The 17,016-nt window shown below is 70.7% G+C and carries 19 protein-coding genes; 11 read left to right on the top strand and 8 right to left on the bottom strand.

Annotated elements, in window-relative coordinates; all coding sequences use genetic code 11:
- The first annotated feature begins 29 nt into the window (after window positions 1-29).
- The 4 genes from BMY04_RS04880 to BMY04_RS04865 all read left to right on the top strand — a co-directional run bounded on the left by BMY04_RS04880 (window position 30) and on the right by BMY04_RS04865 (window position 3,461).
- Window positions 30-284 (top strand): helix-turn-helix domain-containing protein, encoded by a 255-nt coding sequence (locus tag BMY04_RS04880; protein WP_091178043.1) that lies wholly within the window; start codon window positions 30-32, stop codon window positions 282-284.
- A 75-nt stretch (window positions 285-359) separates the two neighbouring features.
- Window positions 360-1,295: a quinone oxidoreductase family protein gene (locus BMY04_RS04875; protein ID WP_232506114.1), complete on the top strand. Its 936-nt coding sequence runs from the start codon at window positions 360-362 to the stop codon at window positions 1,293-1,295.
- A 29-nt stretch (window positions 1,296-1,324) separates the two neighbouring features.
- Entirely contained in the window at window positions 1,325-2,329 is a 1,005-nt protein-coding gene (locus BMY04_RS04870; RefSeq protein WP_091178041.1) for an ERCC4 domain-containing protein, read from the top strand.
- Window positions 2,330-2,405: 76 nt separating this feature from the next.
- On the top strand, window positions 2,406-3,461 hold the full coding sequence (locus BMY04_RS04865; protein ID WP_091178040.1) for an SGNH/GDSL hydrolase family protein: 1,056 nt from the start codon (window positions 2,406-2,408) through the stop codon (window positions 3,459-3,461).
- 14 nt (window positions 3,462-3,475) lie between these two features.
- Here the strand turns inward: BMY04_RS04865 and BMY04_RS04860 are convergent, their stop codons facing one another.
- From BMY04_RS04860 to BMY04_RS04845, 4 genes are read right to left on the bottom strand one after another with little or no spacing between them, the layout of a single operon-like run.
- Window positions 3,476-3,877 (bottom strand): hypothetical protein, encoded by a 402-nt coding sequence (locus BMY04_RS04860; protein ID WP_139209749.1) that lies wholly within the window; start codon window positions 3,875-3,877, stop codon window positions 3,476-3,478.
- Between the two features lie 48 nt (window positions 3,878-3,925).
- On the bottom strand, window positions 3,926-5,269 hold the full coding sequence (locus tag BMY04_RS04855) for a serine hydrolase domain-containing protein (protein ID WP_091178038.1): 1,344 nt from the start codon (window positions 5,267-5,269) through the stop codon (window positions 3,926-3,928).
- Between the two features lie 56 nt (window positions 5,270-5,325).
- Entirely contained in the window at window positions 5,326-5,745 is a 420-nt protein-coding gene (locus tag BMY04_RS04850) for a type II toxin-antitoxin system VapC family toxin (RefSeq protein ID WP_091178037.1), read from the bottom strand.
- Window positions 5,742-5,981 carry a type II toxin-antitoxin system Phd/YefM family antitoxin gene (locus tag BMY04_RS04845; protein ID WP_091178036.1) on the bottom strand — a complete coding sequence of 80 codons (240 nt, stop codon included), beginning with the start codon at window positions 5,979-5,981 and terminating at the stop codon, window positions 5,742-5,744. The genes BMY04_RS04850 and BMY04_RS04845 overlap by 4 nt, the downstream gene beginning before the upstream one ends.
- Before the next feature lie 106 nt (window positions 5,982-6,087).
- Here BMY04_RS04845 and BMY04_RS04840 point away from each other — a divergent pair, with 106 nt between their 5' ends.
- The 4 genes from BMY04_RS04840 to BMY04_RS23665 all read left to right on the top strand — a co-directional run bounded on the left by BMY04_RS04840 (window position 6,088) and on the right by BMY04_RS23665 (window position 9,112).
- A complete protein-coding gene (locus tag BMY04_RS04840) occupies window positions 6,088-7,029 on the top strand; it encodes a D-isomer specific 2-hydroxyacid dehydrogenase family protein (protein ID WP_091178035.1) in 942 nt (313 codons plus the stop codon).
- Between the two features lie 217 nt (window positions 7,030-7,246).
- Window positions 7,247-8,077 (top strand): BglII/BstYI family type II restriction endonuclease, encoded by an 831-nt coding sequence (locus tag BMY04_RS04835; protein ID WP_091178034.1) that lies wholly within the window; start codon window positions 7,247-7,249, stop codon window positions 8,075-8,077.
- Between the two features lie 130 nt (window positions 8,078-8,207).
- The gene (locus BMY04_RS04830; protein WP_198409948.1) at window positions 8,208-8,906 is read left to right on the top strand and encodes an MT-A70 family methyltransferase; all 699 of its coding nucleotides are present in this window, start codon (window positions 8,208-8,210) and stop codon (window positions 8,904-8,906) included.
- An 11-nt stretch (window positions 8,907-8,917) separates the two neighbouring features.
- Entirely contained in the window at window positions 8,918-9,112 is a 195-nt protein-coding gene (locus tag BMY04_RS23665) for a helix-turn-helix domain-containing protein (RefSeq protein ID WP_091178033.1), read from the top strand.
- A gap of 258 nt (window positions 9,113-9,370) precedes the next feature.
- On the opposite strand, the gene BMY04_RS04820 is transcribed toward BMY04_RS23665, so the two are convergent.
- The 4 genes from BMY04_RS04820 to BMY04_RS04805 all read right to left on the bottom strand — a co-directional run bounded on the left by BMY04_RS04820 (window position 9,371) and on the right by BMY04_RS04805 (window position 13,836).
- Window positions 9,371-10,177: a nitrilase-related carbon-nitrogen hydrolase gene (locus BMY04_RS04820; RefSeq protein ID WP_091178032.1), complete on the bottom strand. Its 807-nt coding sequence runs from the start codon at window positions 10,175-10,177 to the stop codon at window positions 9,371-9,373.
- Window positions 10,178-10,264: 87 nt separating this feature from the next.
- On the bottom strand, window positions 10,265-11,428 hold the full coding sequence (locus BMY04_RS04815) for a cupin domain-containing protein (protein WP_091178031.1): 1,164 nt from the start codon (window positions 11,426-11,428) through the stop codon (window positions 10,265-10,267).
- 39 nt (window positions 11,429-11,467) lie between these two features.
- The gene (locus BMY04_RS04810) at window positions 11,468-12,448 is read right to left on the bottom strand and encodes a nuclear transport factor 2 family protein (RefSeq protein WP_091178030.1); all 981 of its coding nucleotides are present in this window, start codon (window positions 12,446-12,448) and stop codon (window positions 11,468-11,470) included.
- A 380-nt stretch (window positions 12,449-12,828) separates the two neighbouring features.
- Window positions 12,829-13,836, bottom strand: coding sequence for a LacI family DNA-binding transcriptional regulator (locus BMY04_RS04805; protein WP_091178029.1), 1,008 nt, complete (start codon window positions 13,834-13,836; stop codon window positions 12,829-12,831).
- A 188-nt stretch (window positions 13,837-14,024) separates the two neighbouring features.
- Between BMY04_RS04805 and hisD the strand changes: the two genes are divergently transcribed.
- The 3 genes from hisD (at window position 14,025) to BMY04_RS04790 (ending at window position 16,976) form a co-directional block, all read left to right on the top strand.
- Entirely contained in the window at window positions 14,025-15,371 is a 1,347-nt protein-coding gene (gene hisD / locus BMY04_RS04800; RefSeq protein WP_232506113.1) for a histidinol dehydrogenase, read from the top strand.
- A 100-nt stretch (window positions 15,372-15,471) separates the two neighbouring features.
- Window positions 15,472-16,230 (top strand): SDR family NAD(P)-dependent oxidoreductase, encoded by a 759-nt coding sequence (locus BMY04_RS04795; protein ID WP_091178027.1) that lies wholly within the window; start codon window positions 15,472-15,474, stop codon window positions 16,228-16,230.
- Window positions 16,227-16,976, top strand: coding sequence for an HpcH/HpaI aldolase family protein (locus tag BMY04_RS04790; protein WP_198409946.1), 750 nt, complete (start codon window positions 16,227-16,229; stop codon window positions 16,974-16,976). Before BMY04_RS04795 ends, BMY04_RS04790 begins: the two co-directional genes overlap by 4 nt.
- Window positions 16,977-17,016: the final 40 nt, after the last annotated feature.

Raw genomic sequence — 17,016 nt, 5'->3', positions numbered from 1 at the left:
GCGCCGGCGCGGTCGTATCGTCGGTCGACATGGCCTCCCGCCCTCGCGCCGTCCGTACGGGCCGCGCCGCCGCCCAGCTCGGTGCGCAGCTCGCCGCCCTGCGGGAGCAGCAGGACCTGAGCGTCGACCAGCTCGCCGAACGGTCCAACCTCAGCCGCGCGACCGTACGGCGCGTCGAGGGCGGCGACCCGGGCGTCGGGCTCGGGACGTTCCTGACCGTGGTCAAGACCCTCGGCCACCTCGACGCGCTGCACGCGGCCCTGGAGCCGGACGACCTCACCTGAGCCTGCCGGCTCCGCTCCCTGAGCCTGTCGAAGGGCGCGCCCACGTCCCCGATGCCCGCAGCGTTCAATGGGGCCGTGGCGAAGCGATGGGTGGCGACCCGGTACGGCGACCTCGACGGCCTCGAGCTGCAGGAGGTCGAGCTCCCGGCCCCGGGTCCGGGTGAGGTCACGATCTCGGTCCGCGCCGCCGGCATGAACCCGGCCGACTACAAGCGCGTGCTCCAGGGCACCGACACCAGCGCGCTGCCGCACCCGGTCGGCTTCGAGGTCGCCGGCGAGCTCACCGCGCTCGGCGAGGGCACCGAGATCGCCTCCGGCCGCGGGTCGATCGGCGACCGCGTGCTGGCCTTCCGCATCAGCGGCGGCTACGCCAGCGCGGTGACCGTGCCCGCGAAGGACGTCTTCGCGCTCCCGGACGCCCTCGACTTCCCCGAGGGCGCCAACCTGCTCCTCGCCGGCTGCACCGCGGCCGAGATGCTCCACGTCACCGGAGCCCGCGCAGGCGAGACGATCCTCGTGCACGGCGCCTCCGGCGCGGTCGGGGTGAGCGTCCTGCAGCAGGCCCGGCAGCTCGGCGTCACCGTCATCGGCACCGCGGGCGAGCACAACCTGGACGTCGTGCGGCGCTTCGGCGGCGAGGCCGTCACGTACGGCCCCGGTCTCGCCGACCGCGTCCGCGAGGCCGCACCCGAGGGGGTGGCCGCGGCACTCGACACCGTCGGCACCGACGAGGCCGTCGACGTCTCGCTCGAGCTCGTCGCCGACCGGTCGCGCATCGTCACCGTCGCGGCGCCCGCTCGCGCGAAGCAGGACGGGTTCCGCGCCATCGGCGGGGCCATGCCGGAGAGCGCGGCCTACCGCGACCGCGTCCGGGCTGACCTGATCGCCATGGCCGGGCGCGGCGACCTGGTGGTGCCGATGGCCCGCACGTTTCCGCTCGACCAGGGCCGCGAAGCGCTCGACCTGCTGCAGAGCCAGCACCCGGGCGGCAAGCTCGCGCTGATCCCCTGAACCCCACGCCCGCCCGGCAGACTGGGGACGTGGACCTGCTGGTCGCGCGCAACCCCGACGAGGGCAGCAGCCTGCCCTTCCTGGTCCGGGTGCCGCTCGGCGACGGACTGGTCTTCCGCACCAAGGGCACCTGGCCGCGCACATCCGCGCTCTACTGCCACCCGGTCTCCCGGCACGACTGGCCCGCCGAACCGGACCTGGTCGAGCAGGTCCCGCTCAGCAGCTGCGTACGCCGGGGTGCCGCGATCGACCTCGTCGCCCAGCGCGGCCGCGAGTCACGCTCGCAGATCGTCTACACCCAGGCGCGCGGGCGCGAGGTCGTGTTCTGGCAGGCGCCCCGGACGCGCAAGCAGGCCCGGCCCGACGTCAGCCTGCCGAGCGCTCGCGCCGCCGGCATCGCCGACCTGGTGATCGTCGTCGACACCCACGAGCGCTACCCCTACCGCTTCGCCGGCCGGCAGGCGAGCACCGAGCGCCGTGCGCTCCGCAGCGGTGACTACGCCGTCGAGCACGCAGGCACGGTCGTCGCGGCGGTCGAGCGCAAGTCGCTGGAGGACCTGACCAGCAGCCTGACCAGCGGGCGGCTCCGCTTCGCCCTCGCCGAGCTCGCCGCGCTCCCCCGGGCCGCCGTCGTGGTCGAGGAGCGCTACTCACGGGTCTTCGCCCAGGAGCACGTCCGGCCGGCCGTCGTCGCCGACGGTCTCGCCGAGCTCCAGGTGCGCTACCCGGGCGTGCCCATCGTGTTCTGCGAGACCCGCAAGCTCGCCGAGGAGTGGACCTACCGCTACCTCGCCGCCGCCCTCCGGTGGTTCGCCGACCAGGAGGCGGCCGACCGGCGCGTCGCGGCGGTCGACCGGGAGCCAGCCGTCGTGTCGGCGCGAGCCGACGAGTCCGCCGGGTCGCCGCAGCCGACCACCGCCGACGTACGCCGATGGGCTTTCGACCAGGGCCTCCCCGTGTCCGACCGGGGCCGGCTCAAGCCCGAGATCCTGCAGGCGTGGGCGCAGGCCCACGCCGACGAGACACCGACCTGAACGTCTGCCCCAGCCGCCTCTGCGGCGGTAGGTTCCGCTCGTCGGTCCGACGAGGGGCCGGCGCGAGGAGGCCCCCGTGCGCACCATCGTCCGAGCCCTCGTGGGCCTCCCCTCCGCCGCGGTCGTGACGGCCCTCGGCGTCCTGCCCGCGCAGGCGGCGAGCCCGGCGTACGTCGCGCTCGGCGACTCCTACTCGGCCGGGAACGGCACCCGCACGTACCTCGACGACGGGACCACCTGCCAGCGCAGCGTCTACGCCTACCCGGCGCTGATCGCGACCAGCCGCGGCTACGCCCTCAACTTCCGCGCCTGCTCCGGCGCCACCGTCGCCGACGTCACGAACCTCCAGCTCGGCGCGCTCAGCACGTCGACCGCGTACGTCACCCTCACCGTCGGCGGCAACGACGCCGGCTTCGCCGACGTGCTCACCACCTGCGCCCTGCCGGCCTGGGCCAGCAACTGCAACGGCGCGATCGACCGCGCGCAGGGCGTCGTGAACCAGACCCTGCCCAGCCGGCTCAGCGCGTTGCTCACCCAGGTGAAGACCAGGGCCCCGTACGCCCGCGTCGTGGTCGCCGGCTACCCGCGGATCTTCAACGGCTCCGACTGCAACGCCTTCACCTGGTTCTCCCCGACCGAGGAGTCGCGGCTCAACCAGACCGCCGACCTGCTCAACGGGAAGCTGTCGAGCGCAGCGACCGCCGCCGGGTACGCCTTCGCCAACCCGACGAGCGCCTTCGTCGGGCACGCCGTCTGCGACTCCCCCGAGTGGATCAACGGCCTGTCCAGCCCGACCTCGGACTCCTACCACCCCAACCGCAACGGGCACGCGTCCGGCTACGCCCCGCTCGTCAGCGCCAAGCTCGGTGGCACCACGTCACCCCTGACCCTGCGCACCGCGAGCAGCGCCGTGACGCTCGACACCGCCGAGCGGCTGGGGACGCAGCAGCGCCGCTACGCCGCGCAGGACCGCGCGATCCGCCCGGAGACGTTCCGGCGCCCGGACCTCACGTCGCCCGCCGTGAAGCAGGCCGCGCGCCGCGCCGGTGTCGACCTGTCGAGCCGCGCCAGCATCGACGCCGCGGACCAGCGCCACGCGGCGGCTCAGGCGCGGGCCTACCGCGCTCGCTAGGCAGGCGCCGGCGGCTAGCGCCGTGGAAGGGCGTCGGGGTCGCGCGAGCAGGTCGCCGAACCCGGGTCGACCGCCTCCGGACCCGCCGTCGCGCGCGATTGACCGCTCGGGCAGCCGTTCGGGCCGAGGCCGAGCACGGCCATGGCGAGCCCGGCGCCGAGGACGACGGCACCGGCGCCCGCGAGCACGCGCGTCGAGACGGCCTGGCGTCGGAGCAGCCAGAGCGTGAGGGGCAGCGGGACGAGGCCGGCGACGAGCAGCCCGACCTGCGCCTCGACTGGTGAGTAGACCGGCCCGAACCCGCCCCCGGTGCAGCTCGAGACGCCGCACGCCAGGAAGCCGGTGACGAGCAGCGCCATCCCGGAGGCCCCGAGCGTCAGGAGCACGGCCAGGACGGTCAGCACCGCGCGCACCACCCTCGTACGCCTCGCGGGCTGGGCGGTCGGCTCCACCGAGGCGCCCGCTCAGACCTGCTCGCCGAACGCGAGCGGCGCCCGCGTGACGAGGTATGTCGCCCAGTTGAGCTTGCGCACCGCGCCCGCCGCGTCGCGCGCGACCCGCAGCAGCTCGCCGGCCTCGCGGCCCGACACCGTCCGGTACAGGTCGTCACCTACGCGCTCGAACACCGACGGCGGCTGGTGGGCCGGCTGCTTCGGCGTACGCGCCTCCAGGCGGCCCGCGCGGACGGAGAAGTCGAAGGCCGACCCCTCGGAGTACCAGCGACCCAGCAGCGGGACGAGCTCCTCGGGCACCGAGGTCCCCGGGCGCCACGGCTCGAGCTCGACCGGATCGTTCTCGGTGACGTTGTCGGCCAGCGCGATCGCCCACCCGGCGATGTCGGGCGGGGTGCTGCTGCTCGTGAGCACGACCCCGCCGGTCTTCACCTCGCGGTCGGTGAACAGCGCCGTGACATGACCCGGCATCCCGCCGGTGTGGCCGACGTACGTCCGGTCGCCCGAGCGCTGCAGGAAGAAGCCGAGACCCATCGCCGCCGTCCAGCGCTCCGCGTCGATCATGATCTGCGGCGCGCACATCTCCTCGAGCGTGTCCGGCGACAGCACCTCGGCGACCGGATCGGCGACGAACGCCGACCAGCGCGCCAGGTCCTCCCCCGTGCTGGCCAGTCCGCCGCACGGGTTCATGCCCTTCAGGTCGAGGACGGGTTCGGGCGTCGGGACGTCGCTGAACGGCGGCACGTAGTAGCCCTGCGCGTGCGCGCCGTCGAAGCCGACCGTCGTGCGCCGCATCTCCAGCGGCTCGAGGATGCGCGCGCGCAGCGACTCCTCCCAGCTGCGCCCATCGAGGCGGGCCACGACCTGGCCGAGCATCGAGTAGACGAGGTTGGAGTAGTGCCACAGCCGGTGCGGCGGGTGCACGCGCTCGGCCTGCTCGAACTCGCGGACCAGCGTCTCCTCGTCCGGGTTCTGCAGGGTCTCCCAGATGTCGCCGACGGGTTCGCGCTGCATCCCCGTCGCGTGCGCGAGGCACTGCCGGATGGCGATGCTCCCGTGCTGCGTCTCGGGGAAGAAACGGGCCAGGGTGTCGTCGAGCGACAGCTTCCCCTCGTCCCGCAGCCGCATGATCAGCACGGCGGTGAAGGTCTTCGTGTTGCTCGCGATGAGGAACTGGTCATCCGGCCCGGGCGCCGTGTCCGGCTGGTCGAGGTCCTTCGCGCCGACACCCGTCGACCAGACGAGCCCGCCCTGGCGGACCACGCCCGCGAACACGCCCGGCACGCGTCCGTCACGCTGACGTTCGAGGACGAGGCGGCGGAGGGTTCGCTCGGTGGACGGCTGCAGCTCGGTCACGGGCTCGACACTAGGGGGCTGCGCGACGCCACCGTCCGGTGGTGATGCTCCCGATCTCAGGAGGCCCAGGGGTCGACGAGGTCCACGCCCAGGGCCGCGAAGTCGGCCACGTTGCGCGTGACGACGGTGAGCCCCACCCCGAGTGCTGTTGCCGCGATGAGCACGTCGCGCTCCGGCCTCGGGTCGGGCACGTGGAGCCGGGCGGCCCGACGGGCCACCGCCAGGTCGACCGGGAGCAGTCGTCCTGCGAATGCCGGCAGCAGGTCCTGCTCGAGCCAACGACGCAGGATCGCTCCTTGCGAGGCGTCCCGTCTCGAGACGCGGCCGACACCGATCTCGACCTCCATGACGGTGATGACGCTCAGGAACAGCTCGCTCGTCCGCTGCACCCGGGCCCACCCCCGCACGGCCGGGTCGGCTCGGCCCTCGGGCTTCCGCAGCTCGCTGACGACGTTCGTGTCCAGCAGGTAGGTCACAGCTCCGGCACCTGCAGAGCGACCTCGACCCGAGCCGCCTCGAGGTCGATGTCGTCGTCGGCGCTGAGCCAGTCGACGATCGAGCGCTCGTCGCCCCGCAGCCGGTGGTAGTCCTCGATGGAGAGCAGGACGTAGGACGGCCGCCCCCGGTCCGTGATGACGACGGGCCCGGTGGACGCCGCGCGCTTGGCGGCGCTGACGTCGCGGTTGAAGTCGCGTGCGCTGATGTCGACCACGACCACCTCCTGGTAGGTACGTACCTACCTGATACTACGACCGCTGTCGAGAGTCCGTACGGCCCCGCCGCAGCGTCCTTGGCTGGACCGCGACTAGCGTCCCTCCGTGAGCACCCCTGTCGACAGCGCCTCCCCCACCGACCTCCCGGGCATCTACGTCGGACCCGACCCCGACGAGCGGCTCGAGGGCGCGGTCCGCGCTGGCGGCGGACGGGCGGTGGGCGCCGACGAGGCCGACGGGATCGTCTACCACTCGCACTCCGGGGACCCCGCCCAGACCGCCGCGCTCGTCACCCCTCGTACGCGCTGGGTGCAGCTCCCGAGCGCTGGCATCGAGCGCTGGGCCGAAGCCGGGGTGATCACGGACGCGCCCGTCTGGACCAGCGCCGCCGGCGCGTACGGTCCGCAGGTCGCCGAGCACGCCCTCGCCCTGCTGCTCGCTGGGGCCCGACGGCTCCAGGTCGCCGCCCGCGCACAGACGTGGGACCCGCAGCCGGGCCGTGTGGTCGCTGGCAGCACCGTCGCCCTGGTCGGGTTCGGCGGCATCGGCCGCTGCCTCCTGCCGATGCTCGCACCCCTCGGCTGCCGCGTGCTGGCCGTCACCGACTCCGGTCCGGTCGAGGGCGCCGACCAGACCGTCCCCCGCGACGCCTACCGCGACGTCCTGCCCGAGTCCGACTACGTCGTGCTGCTCGCCGCCCTCACGCCGCAGACCCGCGGGATGATCGGCGCCGCCGAGCTCGACGCGATGCGCGACGACGCCTGGCTGATCAACGTCGGCCGCGGCGGCCTGGTCGACACCGACGCCCTCGTCGAGGCGCTGCGCGAGAACCGCATCGGCGGCGCCGCTCTCGACGTCACCGACCCCGAGCCGCTTCCCGACGGCCACCCGCTCTGGACGCTGCCGAATGCTCTGGTCACCCCGCACGTCGCCAATCCGCAGGAGGCGCACGACGCCGCCCTGGCCGAGCGGGTCCGCGAGAACGTCCGCCGCTTCGCCGGCGGCGAGACCCTGCTCGGGGTGATCGACCCAGTTCAAGGCTTCTGACACTGGCGGGTCGACGTCAAGAACCCCCGGGTCGAGGGAGCAAGGGCGCGAGCCCGACAACCCGCCCAAGGCCCCTGACCGCTTCGATGGTTCGCGCTCGGCAAGCGTCATCGGCAGTTGCGCCACCCAGCATTCACCGGGGCCATCAACGCCTTTGCAGGGCAAGCCTGCTGTCGGTACCCAGTGGACCATGCCCTAGGGCCAGTACGCTACTAAGATGCAGCTGACGTCGTCGTACGAGCAGGCCTTCGCCACGGAACTCCTGGATCGCTATCACTGGCTCGAGGTCCGAAATGCAGCAGCGATGGTCGCAGCCTCGGACCCCGCAGCAGTTGCAGATATTATCAGCGTTCTCACCGAGTTCAACCTGAGCGTTTCCTATCTGATGACTGCCGGAGGAGCGAAAAGCGCCCTTGCGGCCGACCTCGACCAGGCATTCAGACGGCTCGGGTGGCGCGAAACCCATATGAGTATTGAGACGGTCACCCGACTCGACAAGCAGCCGTGGAGGCCAGGCGGAGAAACCGCGGTCCAGACAACCACGGTCCCTGTCACTGGGGATACTCACAAACTCGACAACGTCCAGCGAAGGATTGCCATCGACGTCGAGTGGCACGCCAAGGACGGAAACCTTGACCGAGACATTTCCGCTTTCCGAGCGCTGTACGACGCAGGCGTCATCGATGCCGGAATACTAATCACTAGGTCATACGCCGACGTTCATTACCTCGCTGAGTGGTTGGGTGCCGAACTGGGCTGGCCTCACCTCGACGCGAGAGGTAATGAGCGAAAGCGCTTCTCGACGACGACTACCACCACCATGGAGAACACGTACAAGCGCCTCGTCCGAGGCGACGCCGGCGGCTGTCCTGTCCTTGCTATCGGCATCGGCTACGGCACATACCGTCCTGGGCTTGAGTTCGTCGACCCGGACGGTGTGGTCAGGAGCGCTCCGAGGGTGCCACCGTTGGGCCTCGTGGAGTACTGGGACCTAGTCGGCGAAGGGCTGGATGACCGAGGAAGCGACGCTCAGCCCGGAACCTCATGATAGAACACAGGATCGAATATTCCGAAGCGCCGAACGCGGCCACCGTGTCGGAATCGAACATGTCAGCGCCATCTGTCAGAGTGTCTGGTAGCGCAGGTGCCCGCACCTGCATGCAGAGGGGAGAGTCAGAGTGGCTGTTGAGATAGTCGAGGACCTAGAGGATGTGAGTACTCGACGGATCGCTAGCGTGACGCCCTTACGCGCCGACCTAGAGATGCCTCAAGTAGCCCCCATCCCCCTGGTCGAAGGAGGCTTCAAGACTGTTCTAGCGGACCCGCCTTGGAGGTTCGCGAATCGGACAGGCAAGGTCGCACCGGAGCACCGTCGACTCGACCGGTACCAGACGATGACGCTTAAAGACATTCTCGCCCTGCCGGTCGAGGCCTCAGTTGCGGACACGGCACATCTATACCTCTGGGTTCCGAACGCGCTACTTCCCGAGGGATTGCAGGTCATGGAAGCGTGGGGTTTCCGCTATATCTCGAATCTCGTCTGGGCAAAGCGACGCAAGGACGGCGGTCCCGACGGCCGAGGGGTCGGCTTCTACTTCCGAAATGTTACGGAACTCATTCTCTTTGGTATCCGCGGGAAGAACGCCCGGACACTTCCACCCGCGCGGTCGCAGGTGAATATGCTCGAGACGCGAAAGCGTGAGCATTCTCGTAAGCCTGACGAACAGTATGACCTTATTGAATCGTGCTCTCCCGGACCGTTCCTTGAGATGTTTGCGCGCTACCCTCGCCCGGGCTGGGCCGTCTGGGGCGCTGAGGCAGACGGCTCGGAACCGCAGGGGCGCGCTCACCGTGGGTACGACTGGGACACCAAGTGAAAGCGCCCGCAATGCCTAAGGGCTCTAGGCTGCCCGCCGACATCCGCAGGCAGTTAGGCGCGGAACTGTCAGCGGAGTACGCAGCGGGCGCAAGCATACGACAGCTGTGCTCGAAGACCGGGTACAGCATCACTCGGATGCGCGGGCTGCTCATCGAAGCGGGCGTCGAATTCCGAAGTAACGGACGAAGGAAAAAGTCCGATTGATTCCTCATGTTGACACGCAGTTTGCATCCGGCCTTGTTACCCGGAAAGCTCCTAGCAGCAGCGATAAGTACCACCAAGGGGAAGCAGTTCTGCGCCCTTACACCAAGCGACCGCTCCGAGAACGTCAGCGTGCTTGACGCCGATACAATTACTCGCCCGAAAGGCCCTAAATAGGGCTACCGGGCTTGCCGCGCACGTTTCGCACTGGAGCGCTGGCAAGCTGATCGCACTGTGGTCGCTTCTATTGCTTTCCGACGATTAGTACAAATCCGGGCGACGATCACCTACCGCTTCATTATTCGCGCTGATCGTCTTCGATGAAGCCCAAGCGAAATCGAGATCCACGGTCAAGACCGCCGGTTTGCCCTGCGCCGGCCCGGCGATTGGGTAGCCTTCGACGTCGCAGACGACGCTGGCGCCGATCCAGTCGACGCCTCGTTCGGGACCGACGCGATCGCAGACGAGGGTGAAAACGTGGTTCACCGCGGCGAAGGCCTGGGCCTTGATCACCTCTGAGGAGCGCTCGCCCGGCGGGATGTGCTTCGCAGGCCAGTTCGAGGGGGCGACGACGAGCTGCGCTCCACGCCGGGCAACGCTGCCGACCATCTCGGGGAACTCGGCGTCGTAGCAGATCATCACCGCGATCTTCCCGACGCTGGTGTCGACCACGGGGGCCGGATCGTCGCCGGCGGCGAAGATCAGCTTCTCGGTGTCCCAGAGGTGGGTCTTGCGGTAGACGACGAGCACCTCGCCGTTCTCGACGACCGCTGCCGAGTTGAAGGGGCGCTCGCCGTCTGAACGTTCGCAGAAGCCGCCGACGACGATCGCGTGGTGCTGGAGCGACAGCTCGCGGAAGAGCTGGACGGTGGGGCCGTCAACGGCCTCTGAGCGCGACTGCGCCTCCGGGATGTCGTGGAAGACGTAGCCGCTCGTACAGAGCTCGGGAAAGACGATGACGTCGGGGTTGCTCTCGGCCGCCTCGGCGACCGAGGCGTGGAGGTTCTCGAGCGTGCCAGCAGGGTCGTCGATGTCGATCGCGTACTGGCAGACGGCGACGCGGGTCATGGGCACGGAGCCAGCCTCTCAGTCCTCGATCAACAGGGAGCATCGCGCCCGAGCCCGCGTACCGGGCGGGCTCGGGCGCGACGAACTTCAGTCGTCCTCGGTGGCGGTGACGAGGACGGCGACGGGGGCGAGGTAGCCGTTCGGGTCGAGCATCCAGCCGGCGTCGAAGGCGGCCTCGACCAGCTCGGGGGCCCACTCGAGGCGGACGCGGCCGTCGCCGGCGTTGACGACCAGCAGCTCGCCGGTCCCCTCCTCCGCGGCGTCGTCGCCTGCCTCGAGGAGCTCGATGCGGCGCCAGGAGCCGGGCAGGACCGACAGCATGTCCTGCGGGCCGAGGTCCACGGCCTCTTCCTCAGCACCGGCGTTCACCCAGACGCGCCACGTGCCCGACTTCACGAGCAGCGTGGACGACGCGTTGTGCCGGTGCCGCAGCATCCCCTCGCCCGGGGTGGCCTTGAGCCAGGCCATGTTGAACGAGTGCGGCTCGTGCAGCCGCGGGACCTGCCGGCGGTCCTCGCTCATGCCGTAACCGATGACGAGGGCGAGCTGGCCGTTGCCGCCGGGCAGGCCCTGGCACAGCAGCCCGCGCGCCGAGTACGTGCGGTCAGACGGAGCCGTGACGCGACCGCGCATCTCCTCGACGCTGTAGGGCGTCAGCTCGTCGATGTACTGCTGCTTCATCGGCTTGATCAGCGGGACGTCCGGCGGCAGCTCGTCGCCGGCGACGGTGTCGATCAGGCGGTTGTCGGCGGTGAGGTGCAGGCCGTACGACTCGGCCTCCTTGAGCACCGACGGTCCCCAGATGATGCCGCCGGTGACGTCCTGGCCGAGGACGGTGAGCAGCAGGCCGTCGTCGGGCCCCTCGTTGGTGAAGCCGCGGAAGATCCACGACGGCACGGAGATGATGTCGCCGTCGCCGGAGACGTACTCCCCCGCCTTGCCGTCAACGCCCCAGCGGATCCGGAACTCGCCGCTGAAGTTGATGAATACCTCGGCGGTGAAGTGCAGGTGCAGGTTGTTGTTGACGCCGTTGGGCATGCCCGCAGCGCCGACGTTGTAGCCGTGCGGCTCGGAGAGATTGATGAACTGCTTGCTGTTCTGCGAGACGCCCGGGCCGATGAAGGCGTAGTTGGACTTGCGGTCCGAGCCGGGGGTGCGGCAGTCGATGAAGGCGGCGTTCTCGGCGACCCAGTCGGTGCGTCGGATGGTCCGCCGGGCCACCTCGGTGGAGGGGACGACCACGTCGGTCATGGGTGGGTTCCTTTCGGAGGTGCTGGGGTCGGGCGAGGGTCAGTAGATGTTGGTGACGGCGAAGTCGCTGTCGCCGCGGCGGTGGTGGATCTGGCTGCGGATGGCGACCTCGTCGTAGACGCGGACCTCACGCACGAGCCGGCCGTCCTGCACGAGGAACTGCGAGACGCCGAGGACCTCGACGGGCGTGCCGGTGAGGGTGCCGAAGTCGGCGGCACCGTCGTAGTTGCCCTTGAAGACCCAGGTGACGGCCACGCGGAGGCCGGCGTAGCGGACGGCGTAGTTCGTCTGCACGTCACGCACCTCGAAGTGCCCGCCGGGGAAGGGCTGCAGCATCTTGAGCAGGGCGCGGCGGTAGCCCTCGGGCCGGGTGTAGGTGCGGTAACCGACCGTGTGGAGCACGAGGTCGCGGATCCAGTACTGCTCGACCGCGTTGAGGTTGCGCCGGTTCCAGACCCGGTCGATGAACTCGAGCACCAGCTGCGCCTCGGCGCGGTACTCGTCAGGACGCTCGCCGGAGTCGCCCACGGCGAGGACGTTCTCCGGCGGCGGGGTCAGCATGCTCCCCGAGTAGCCGATGAACGGCTTGGTGCGGGCGACCTCGTCCGGGTCCTGGCCGAGCTGCAGGCAGATGGCGAGGAAGTCGCGCACCACCCACTCCTCGACCATGCGGCCGCGGCGGTAGAGGCAGTTGGCGATCGTGCGGCTGATGAAGTCGGTGCTGTGGTCGACGGAGAGCACCAGGTGCGAACTCAGGAACGCGTCGTCGCCGCGCGCCTCCCACACCACGTCCTCGGCCTGCCCGACACGGTCGGGGGTCGCCGAGATGCGCATCAGGCTCCCCTGCACCACTTCCTCGACCCCGACCGAGGTGCCGTACGAGCCGTGCACGATGGCGTCGGGCTCGTAGTTCTCGTAGATGTGGCCGATCGCGCGGTCGACCCAGATCAGGTCGGTCACCTCGCGGATGAAGTCGTCCGGATCTGCGTACGGCTTGTACGCGATCGGGTCGAGCGGCATGAGAAATCCTCCTGTGGGTTGCCTTCGAGCAGGAGTGTATGCGTATGCATTGGATGCGTCGAGGGCTGGACGCCGAGTGTTCGCGAATGTGACGCATCCGGCACGAGGGGGTTCGGGGAAGTGAAGGGTTCGTCGGGCGGAGTTGTGGCTGCCGAGGTGCGGCGGGGTCGGGAGACGCCAACCTCTTCGAGGCCCTTCGACAAGCTCAGGGAGCGTCCTAGCCCTTCGACAAGCTCAGGGAGCGTCCTGGCCCTTCGACAAGCTCAGGGAGCGTCCTGGCCCTTCGACAAGCTCAGGGAGCGTCCTGGCCCTTCGACAAGCTCAGGGAGCGTTCCTCACCCTCAGGCGCGCTCGGGGAGCGTTCCTACCCTTCGACAGGCTCAGGGGGCGTTGGCCGGGACCGGGCCCAGGGTCGCGCGCTCGACGAGGTGGCTGGGGAACCACTCGTGGCGGTAGGGCTCGGAGGCGCCGGCGCGCATGCGGTCGACCAGGAGGGCGGCGCCTCGGCGGGCCATGGCCTCGAGGTCGAAGGCGACCGTGGTGATCTGCAGCAGGGGCCAGCGGGTCTCGGGCAGGTCGTCGAAGCCGACGATCGACACCTCGCCGGGCACGTCGCGGCCCAGGGAGCGCGCGGCGTTGAAGGCCCCGTACGCGACGACGTCGTTGGCGCACACGATCACGGTCGGCGGCTCGTCGAGCTCGAGCAGGTGCTTGGCGCCGGAGAACCCGGTCTCGAAGTCGAAGCCGCCGCGCTGGGCGAGCTCCTCGGGCAGCTCGAGCCCGCGCAGGGCAAGGCGCTCACGGAGGACCAGCTCGCGGTTGGACGCGGTGCTGGCGTTGACGGGGCCGAGCACGGCGCCGATGCGGCGGTGGCCGAGGTCGAGCACGCGCTCGGTCAGCTCGCGCATGCCGCTCCGCGCCTCGACCTCGACCGAGTCGGCCTCGACCGTCGTCGCGCGGCGGTTGAAGTAGACGAAGGGCAGCCCGCGGTCGCGCAGCCGTACGGGGAGGAGCGAGTCGGTCGCGGTGGTCGCGAGCAGCGCGCCGTCGAGCGAGGTGGAGAGCAGCCGGTCGGCGACGCGGTCGGAGTCGCCCTCCTCGGTGAGCAGCACGAGCTGGTAGCCGAGCGCCTCCAGCGCGTGGTGCATGGGCGCGATCGTGTGCGTGTAGAACTGGTTCGTCAGGTCGGTGACGAGCAGCCCGACCCGATGTGTGCGGCCGACCGACAGCGCCCGGCCGGTGTCGCTGGGCACGTAGCCGAGCGCGTTCGCGGCGTCGCGGACCTTCTTGCGGGTGAGCGCGGAGACCTTGGGGCTGTCCCGTAGGGCGCGCGACACCGTCGGCTGGCTGACTCCCGCCAGGCGCGCGACGTCGTGGCTGGTGACCACCCTCGGTCTCTCTCGTCCGCCGGCTCACGCCGGCACCGTCCGTGACGGCAGCTCCCTACCCGGGCGTGGGCAGCCTAACCTGTGCGCGGCCCCGTCGCCTTGACCCTGGCCGACAACTCGTGTCTACTCGCAACATACGTATGCCGCAGCACCCCCGACACTGCGGCGGACCTCGAACAAGGAGCACCGTGCGCACACCGCTGAAGACCGGGCGGACCAAGTCCTTCGCCGACACCGCGCAGGAGGACGTGCGGGTCCGCGTCGAGCAGATCATCGGCGACCTCCGCAACCGTGGTGACGAGGCGGTGCGGGCGTACTCCGAGCAGTTCGACCGCTGGAGCCCCGAGAGCTTCCGGCTCAGCGCCGAGCGTGTGCAGGAGATCATGGGCACGCTCGACGACCAGGTCATCGCCGACATCGTGTTCGTGCAGGAGCAGGTGCGCGGCTTCGCGAAGGTCCAGCTCGCGTCGATGGCCGACGTCGAGGTCGAGACCCTGCCCGGCGTGTTCCTCGGGCAGAAGCACCTGCCGATCCAGGCGGTGGGCGCGTACGTGCCCGGCGGCAAGTACCCGCTGACCGCCTCGGCCCACATGACGATCGTGACCGCCAAGGTCGCCGGCGTCCCCCGTGTCGTGGCGTGCACCCCGCCGATCCGCGGTGAGATCCCGGCGGCCACGGTGGCGGCGATGCACCTGGCCGGCGCGGACGAGATCTGGATCCTCGGCGGCGTGCAGGCCGTCGCGGCGATGGCGATCGGCACCGAGACGATGGGCCGCGTCGACCTCATCGCCGGCCCGGGCAACGCGTACGTCGCGGAGGCCAAGCGGCAGCTGTTCGGCGAGGTGGGCATCGACCTGTTCGCCGGCCCGACCGAGATCCTCATCGTCGCCGACGACGAGGCCGACCCGTTCACGGTCGCGGTCGACCTGCTGTCGCAGGCCGAGCACGGCCCGGAGTCGCCCGCGATCCTCATCACGACGAGCGAGCGGGTCGGGCGCGAGGCCATCGCCCACGTGGACGCGATCCTGCCCGGGATGCCGACCGCGGACTACGCCGGTCCGGCGTGGAACGACTACGGCCAGGTGATCGTCGTCGACGACCTCGACGAGGCGTACGCGGTGGCCGACGAGTTCGCCTCGGAACACGTGCAGGTCCTGACCGCCGAGCCGCGGCTGGCGCTGGAGCAGATGCACCACTACGGCGCGCTCTTCCTCGGGGAGAACACCTGCGTCTCCTACGGCGACAAGGTCATCGGCACCAACCACGTGCTCCCCACGCTCGGCGCCGCCCGCTACACCGGCGGGCTCTGGGTCGGGAAGTACCTGCGGACCGTCACCTACCAGGAGGTCCGCAACACCGAGACGAGCGGCGAGCTCGGCCGGGTCTGCGGCCGCGCGGCGCGCGTAGAGCTGTTCGAGGGGCACGCCCGTTCCGGTGACGTGCGCGCGGCCCAGTTCCTCGGAGACTCGTACCCGTGGATCGACGAGGCCAAGGCCAGGTTCGTGAGCCCGCTCGAGGGTGCCGGGCAGGCGTGAGCTGCTTGTTCAAGAACGCTGACCTCTTCGAGGCCCTTCGACAAGCTCAGGGAGCGTTCCTGGCTCAGGGAGCGTTCTTGCGTTCCCCCTCGGTCGCCCGATGAGCGCGCTCGACGGGCGGATGGCGCTCGTCACGGGCGGCGGGACCGGGCTCGGGGCGGCGATCGCGCGGGCGCTGCACGGGGCCGGCGCTTCAGTGGTCGTCGCCGGGCGGCGGGCCGAACCGCTCGCCGCCCTGTCCGAGGAGCTGGGTGAGCGGGTGTCGTGGCGCGTCTGCGACGTCGCCGACCCGGACTCCGTCGCCGCGCTCGCCGATGCGCTGAGCGACGTCGAGGTGTCGATCCTCGTGAACAACGCCGGCATCGCCGGGCCGGTCGCACCGCTGACGGAGATCGACGTGGACGCGTGGGACGAGGTGTTCGACGTCAACGTGCGCGGGGTGTTCCTGATGTGCCGGGCGTTCCTGCCGGCGATGGTGGCGCGTGGTGCGGGGGACGTGATCAACCTGGCGTCGGTGTCGGGCAAGCGCCCGCTCGCGCGCCGCACCCCGTACACGGCGTCGAAGATGGCGGTCATCGGGCTCACCTCGACGCTCGCCTTCGAGGTGGGACCCTCGGGTGTGAACGTCAACAGCCTCTCCCCCGGCCCGGTGCAGGGCGAGCGCATGGACCGGAACTTCCGCCTCGAGGCCGAGCGCACCGGCTCCTCGTACGCCGAGGCCGAGCAGGCCTTCGTGTCGCGCTCGGCGCTGCAGCGCATGGTCACCGAGGACGAGGTCGGCGCCGCGGTCGTGGCGATGCTCGCCATGCCGGGCATGACCGGCGCCGACGTCGACCTGTCGGGCGGGATGGTCGCGTGAGCGCGGTGCCGAGCCTGAAGGCGCGCCTCGACGCGGGCGAGCGCGTCCTCGGCGCGCTGCTGCGCGTGCCCGGCGAGGAGCTCGTCGAGATGGTCGCGGTGGCGGGCTTCGACTTCGTGCTCCTCGACGGCGAGCACGGGCCGGCCGACGTCGTCGAGCTGCGGCGCCACATCGCCTTCGCGGCCGTGCACGGGGTCCCGGTGCTGGTGCGCGTCGGTTCCGCCGAACCCGCCCTGGTCCTCCGCGCCCTCGACGCCGGCGCCCAGGGCGTCGTGGCCCCGCACGTCGACACCCCCGAGCAGGCGGCGGCGCTGGTCGACTCGGCGCACTACCCGCCGTACGGGCACCGCGGCTTCGCGACGTACGGCCGCTCGGGGCGCTTCGGGCTGGTGGGCGCGGACGAGCACAAGCAGCGGGCGCTGGCGGAGACGCTGGTCTTCGGGATGATCGAGTCGCCCGAGGGCGTGCGCGCGGTCGAGGCCGTCGTGGGCACCGAACGGCTCGACGGGAGCATGGTCGGCGTCGCCGACCTGGCGGCGTCGAGCACGCCGGACGACCCGCCGCACGCCGAGCAGGTGCGGCGCGTGCACGACGAGCTCGCGGCGCAGACAAAGCTGCGGATGGACATCGTGAACAGCCGCGAGGCGGCCGAGCGTTCGTTCGCCGACGGCGCCCGGCTGGTCGTCTACAACCTCACGGCTACGGTCATGGCCCACCTCGCCGAGCTGCGGGGCGCCCGCTCCTGATCCGCCGGCCGTGCGGGCTGCCGGACAGCCCGGCCCCCGC

The organism is Microlunatus flavus, assembly GCF_900110855.1.
GTDB lineage: Bacteria > Actinomycetota > Actinomycetes > Propionibacteriales > Propionibacteriaceae > Microlunatus > Microlunatus flavus.
Note: the sequence above shows the minus strand (reverse complement) of the source record. Positions and strands in the feature narration are given on the sequence as shown.

Excerpts from the sequence above, each read along its gene's own strand:
- BMY04_RS04820 (WP_091178032.1), bottom strand. The coding sequence starts at position 10,177 with ATGACCCGCGTCGCCGTCTGCCAGTACGCGATCGACATCGACGACCCT.
- BMY04_RS04815 (WP_091178031.1), bottom strand. The coding sequence starts at position 11,428 with ATGACCGACGTGGTCGTCCCCTCCACCGAGGTGGCCCGGCGGACCATC.
- BMY04_RS23665 (WP_091178033.1), top strand. The coding sequence starts at position 8,918 with ATGCCTAAGGGCTCTAGGCTGCCCGCCGACATCCGCAGGCAGTTAGGC.
- BMY04_RS04810 (WP_091178030.1), bottom strand. The coding sequence starts at position 12,448 with ATGCCGCTCGACCCGATCGCGTACAAGCCGTACGCAGATCCGGACGAC.
- BMY04_RS04835 (WP_091178034.1), top strand. The coding sequence starts at position 7,247 with ATGCAGCTGACGTCGTCGTACGAGCAGGCCTTCGCCACGGAACTCCTG.
- BMY04_RS04880 (WP_091178043.1), top strand. The coding sequence starts at position 30 with ATGGCCTCCCGCCCTCGCGCCGTCCGTACGGGCCGCGCCGCCGCCCAG.
- BMY04_RS04795 (WP_091178027.1), top strand. The coding sequence starts at position 15,472 with ATGAGCGCGCTCGACGGGCGGATGGCGCTCGTCACGGGCGGCGGGACC.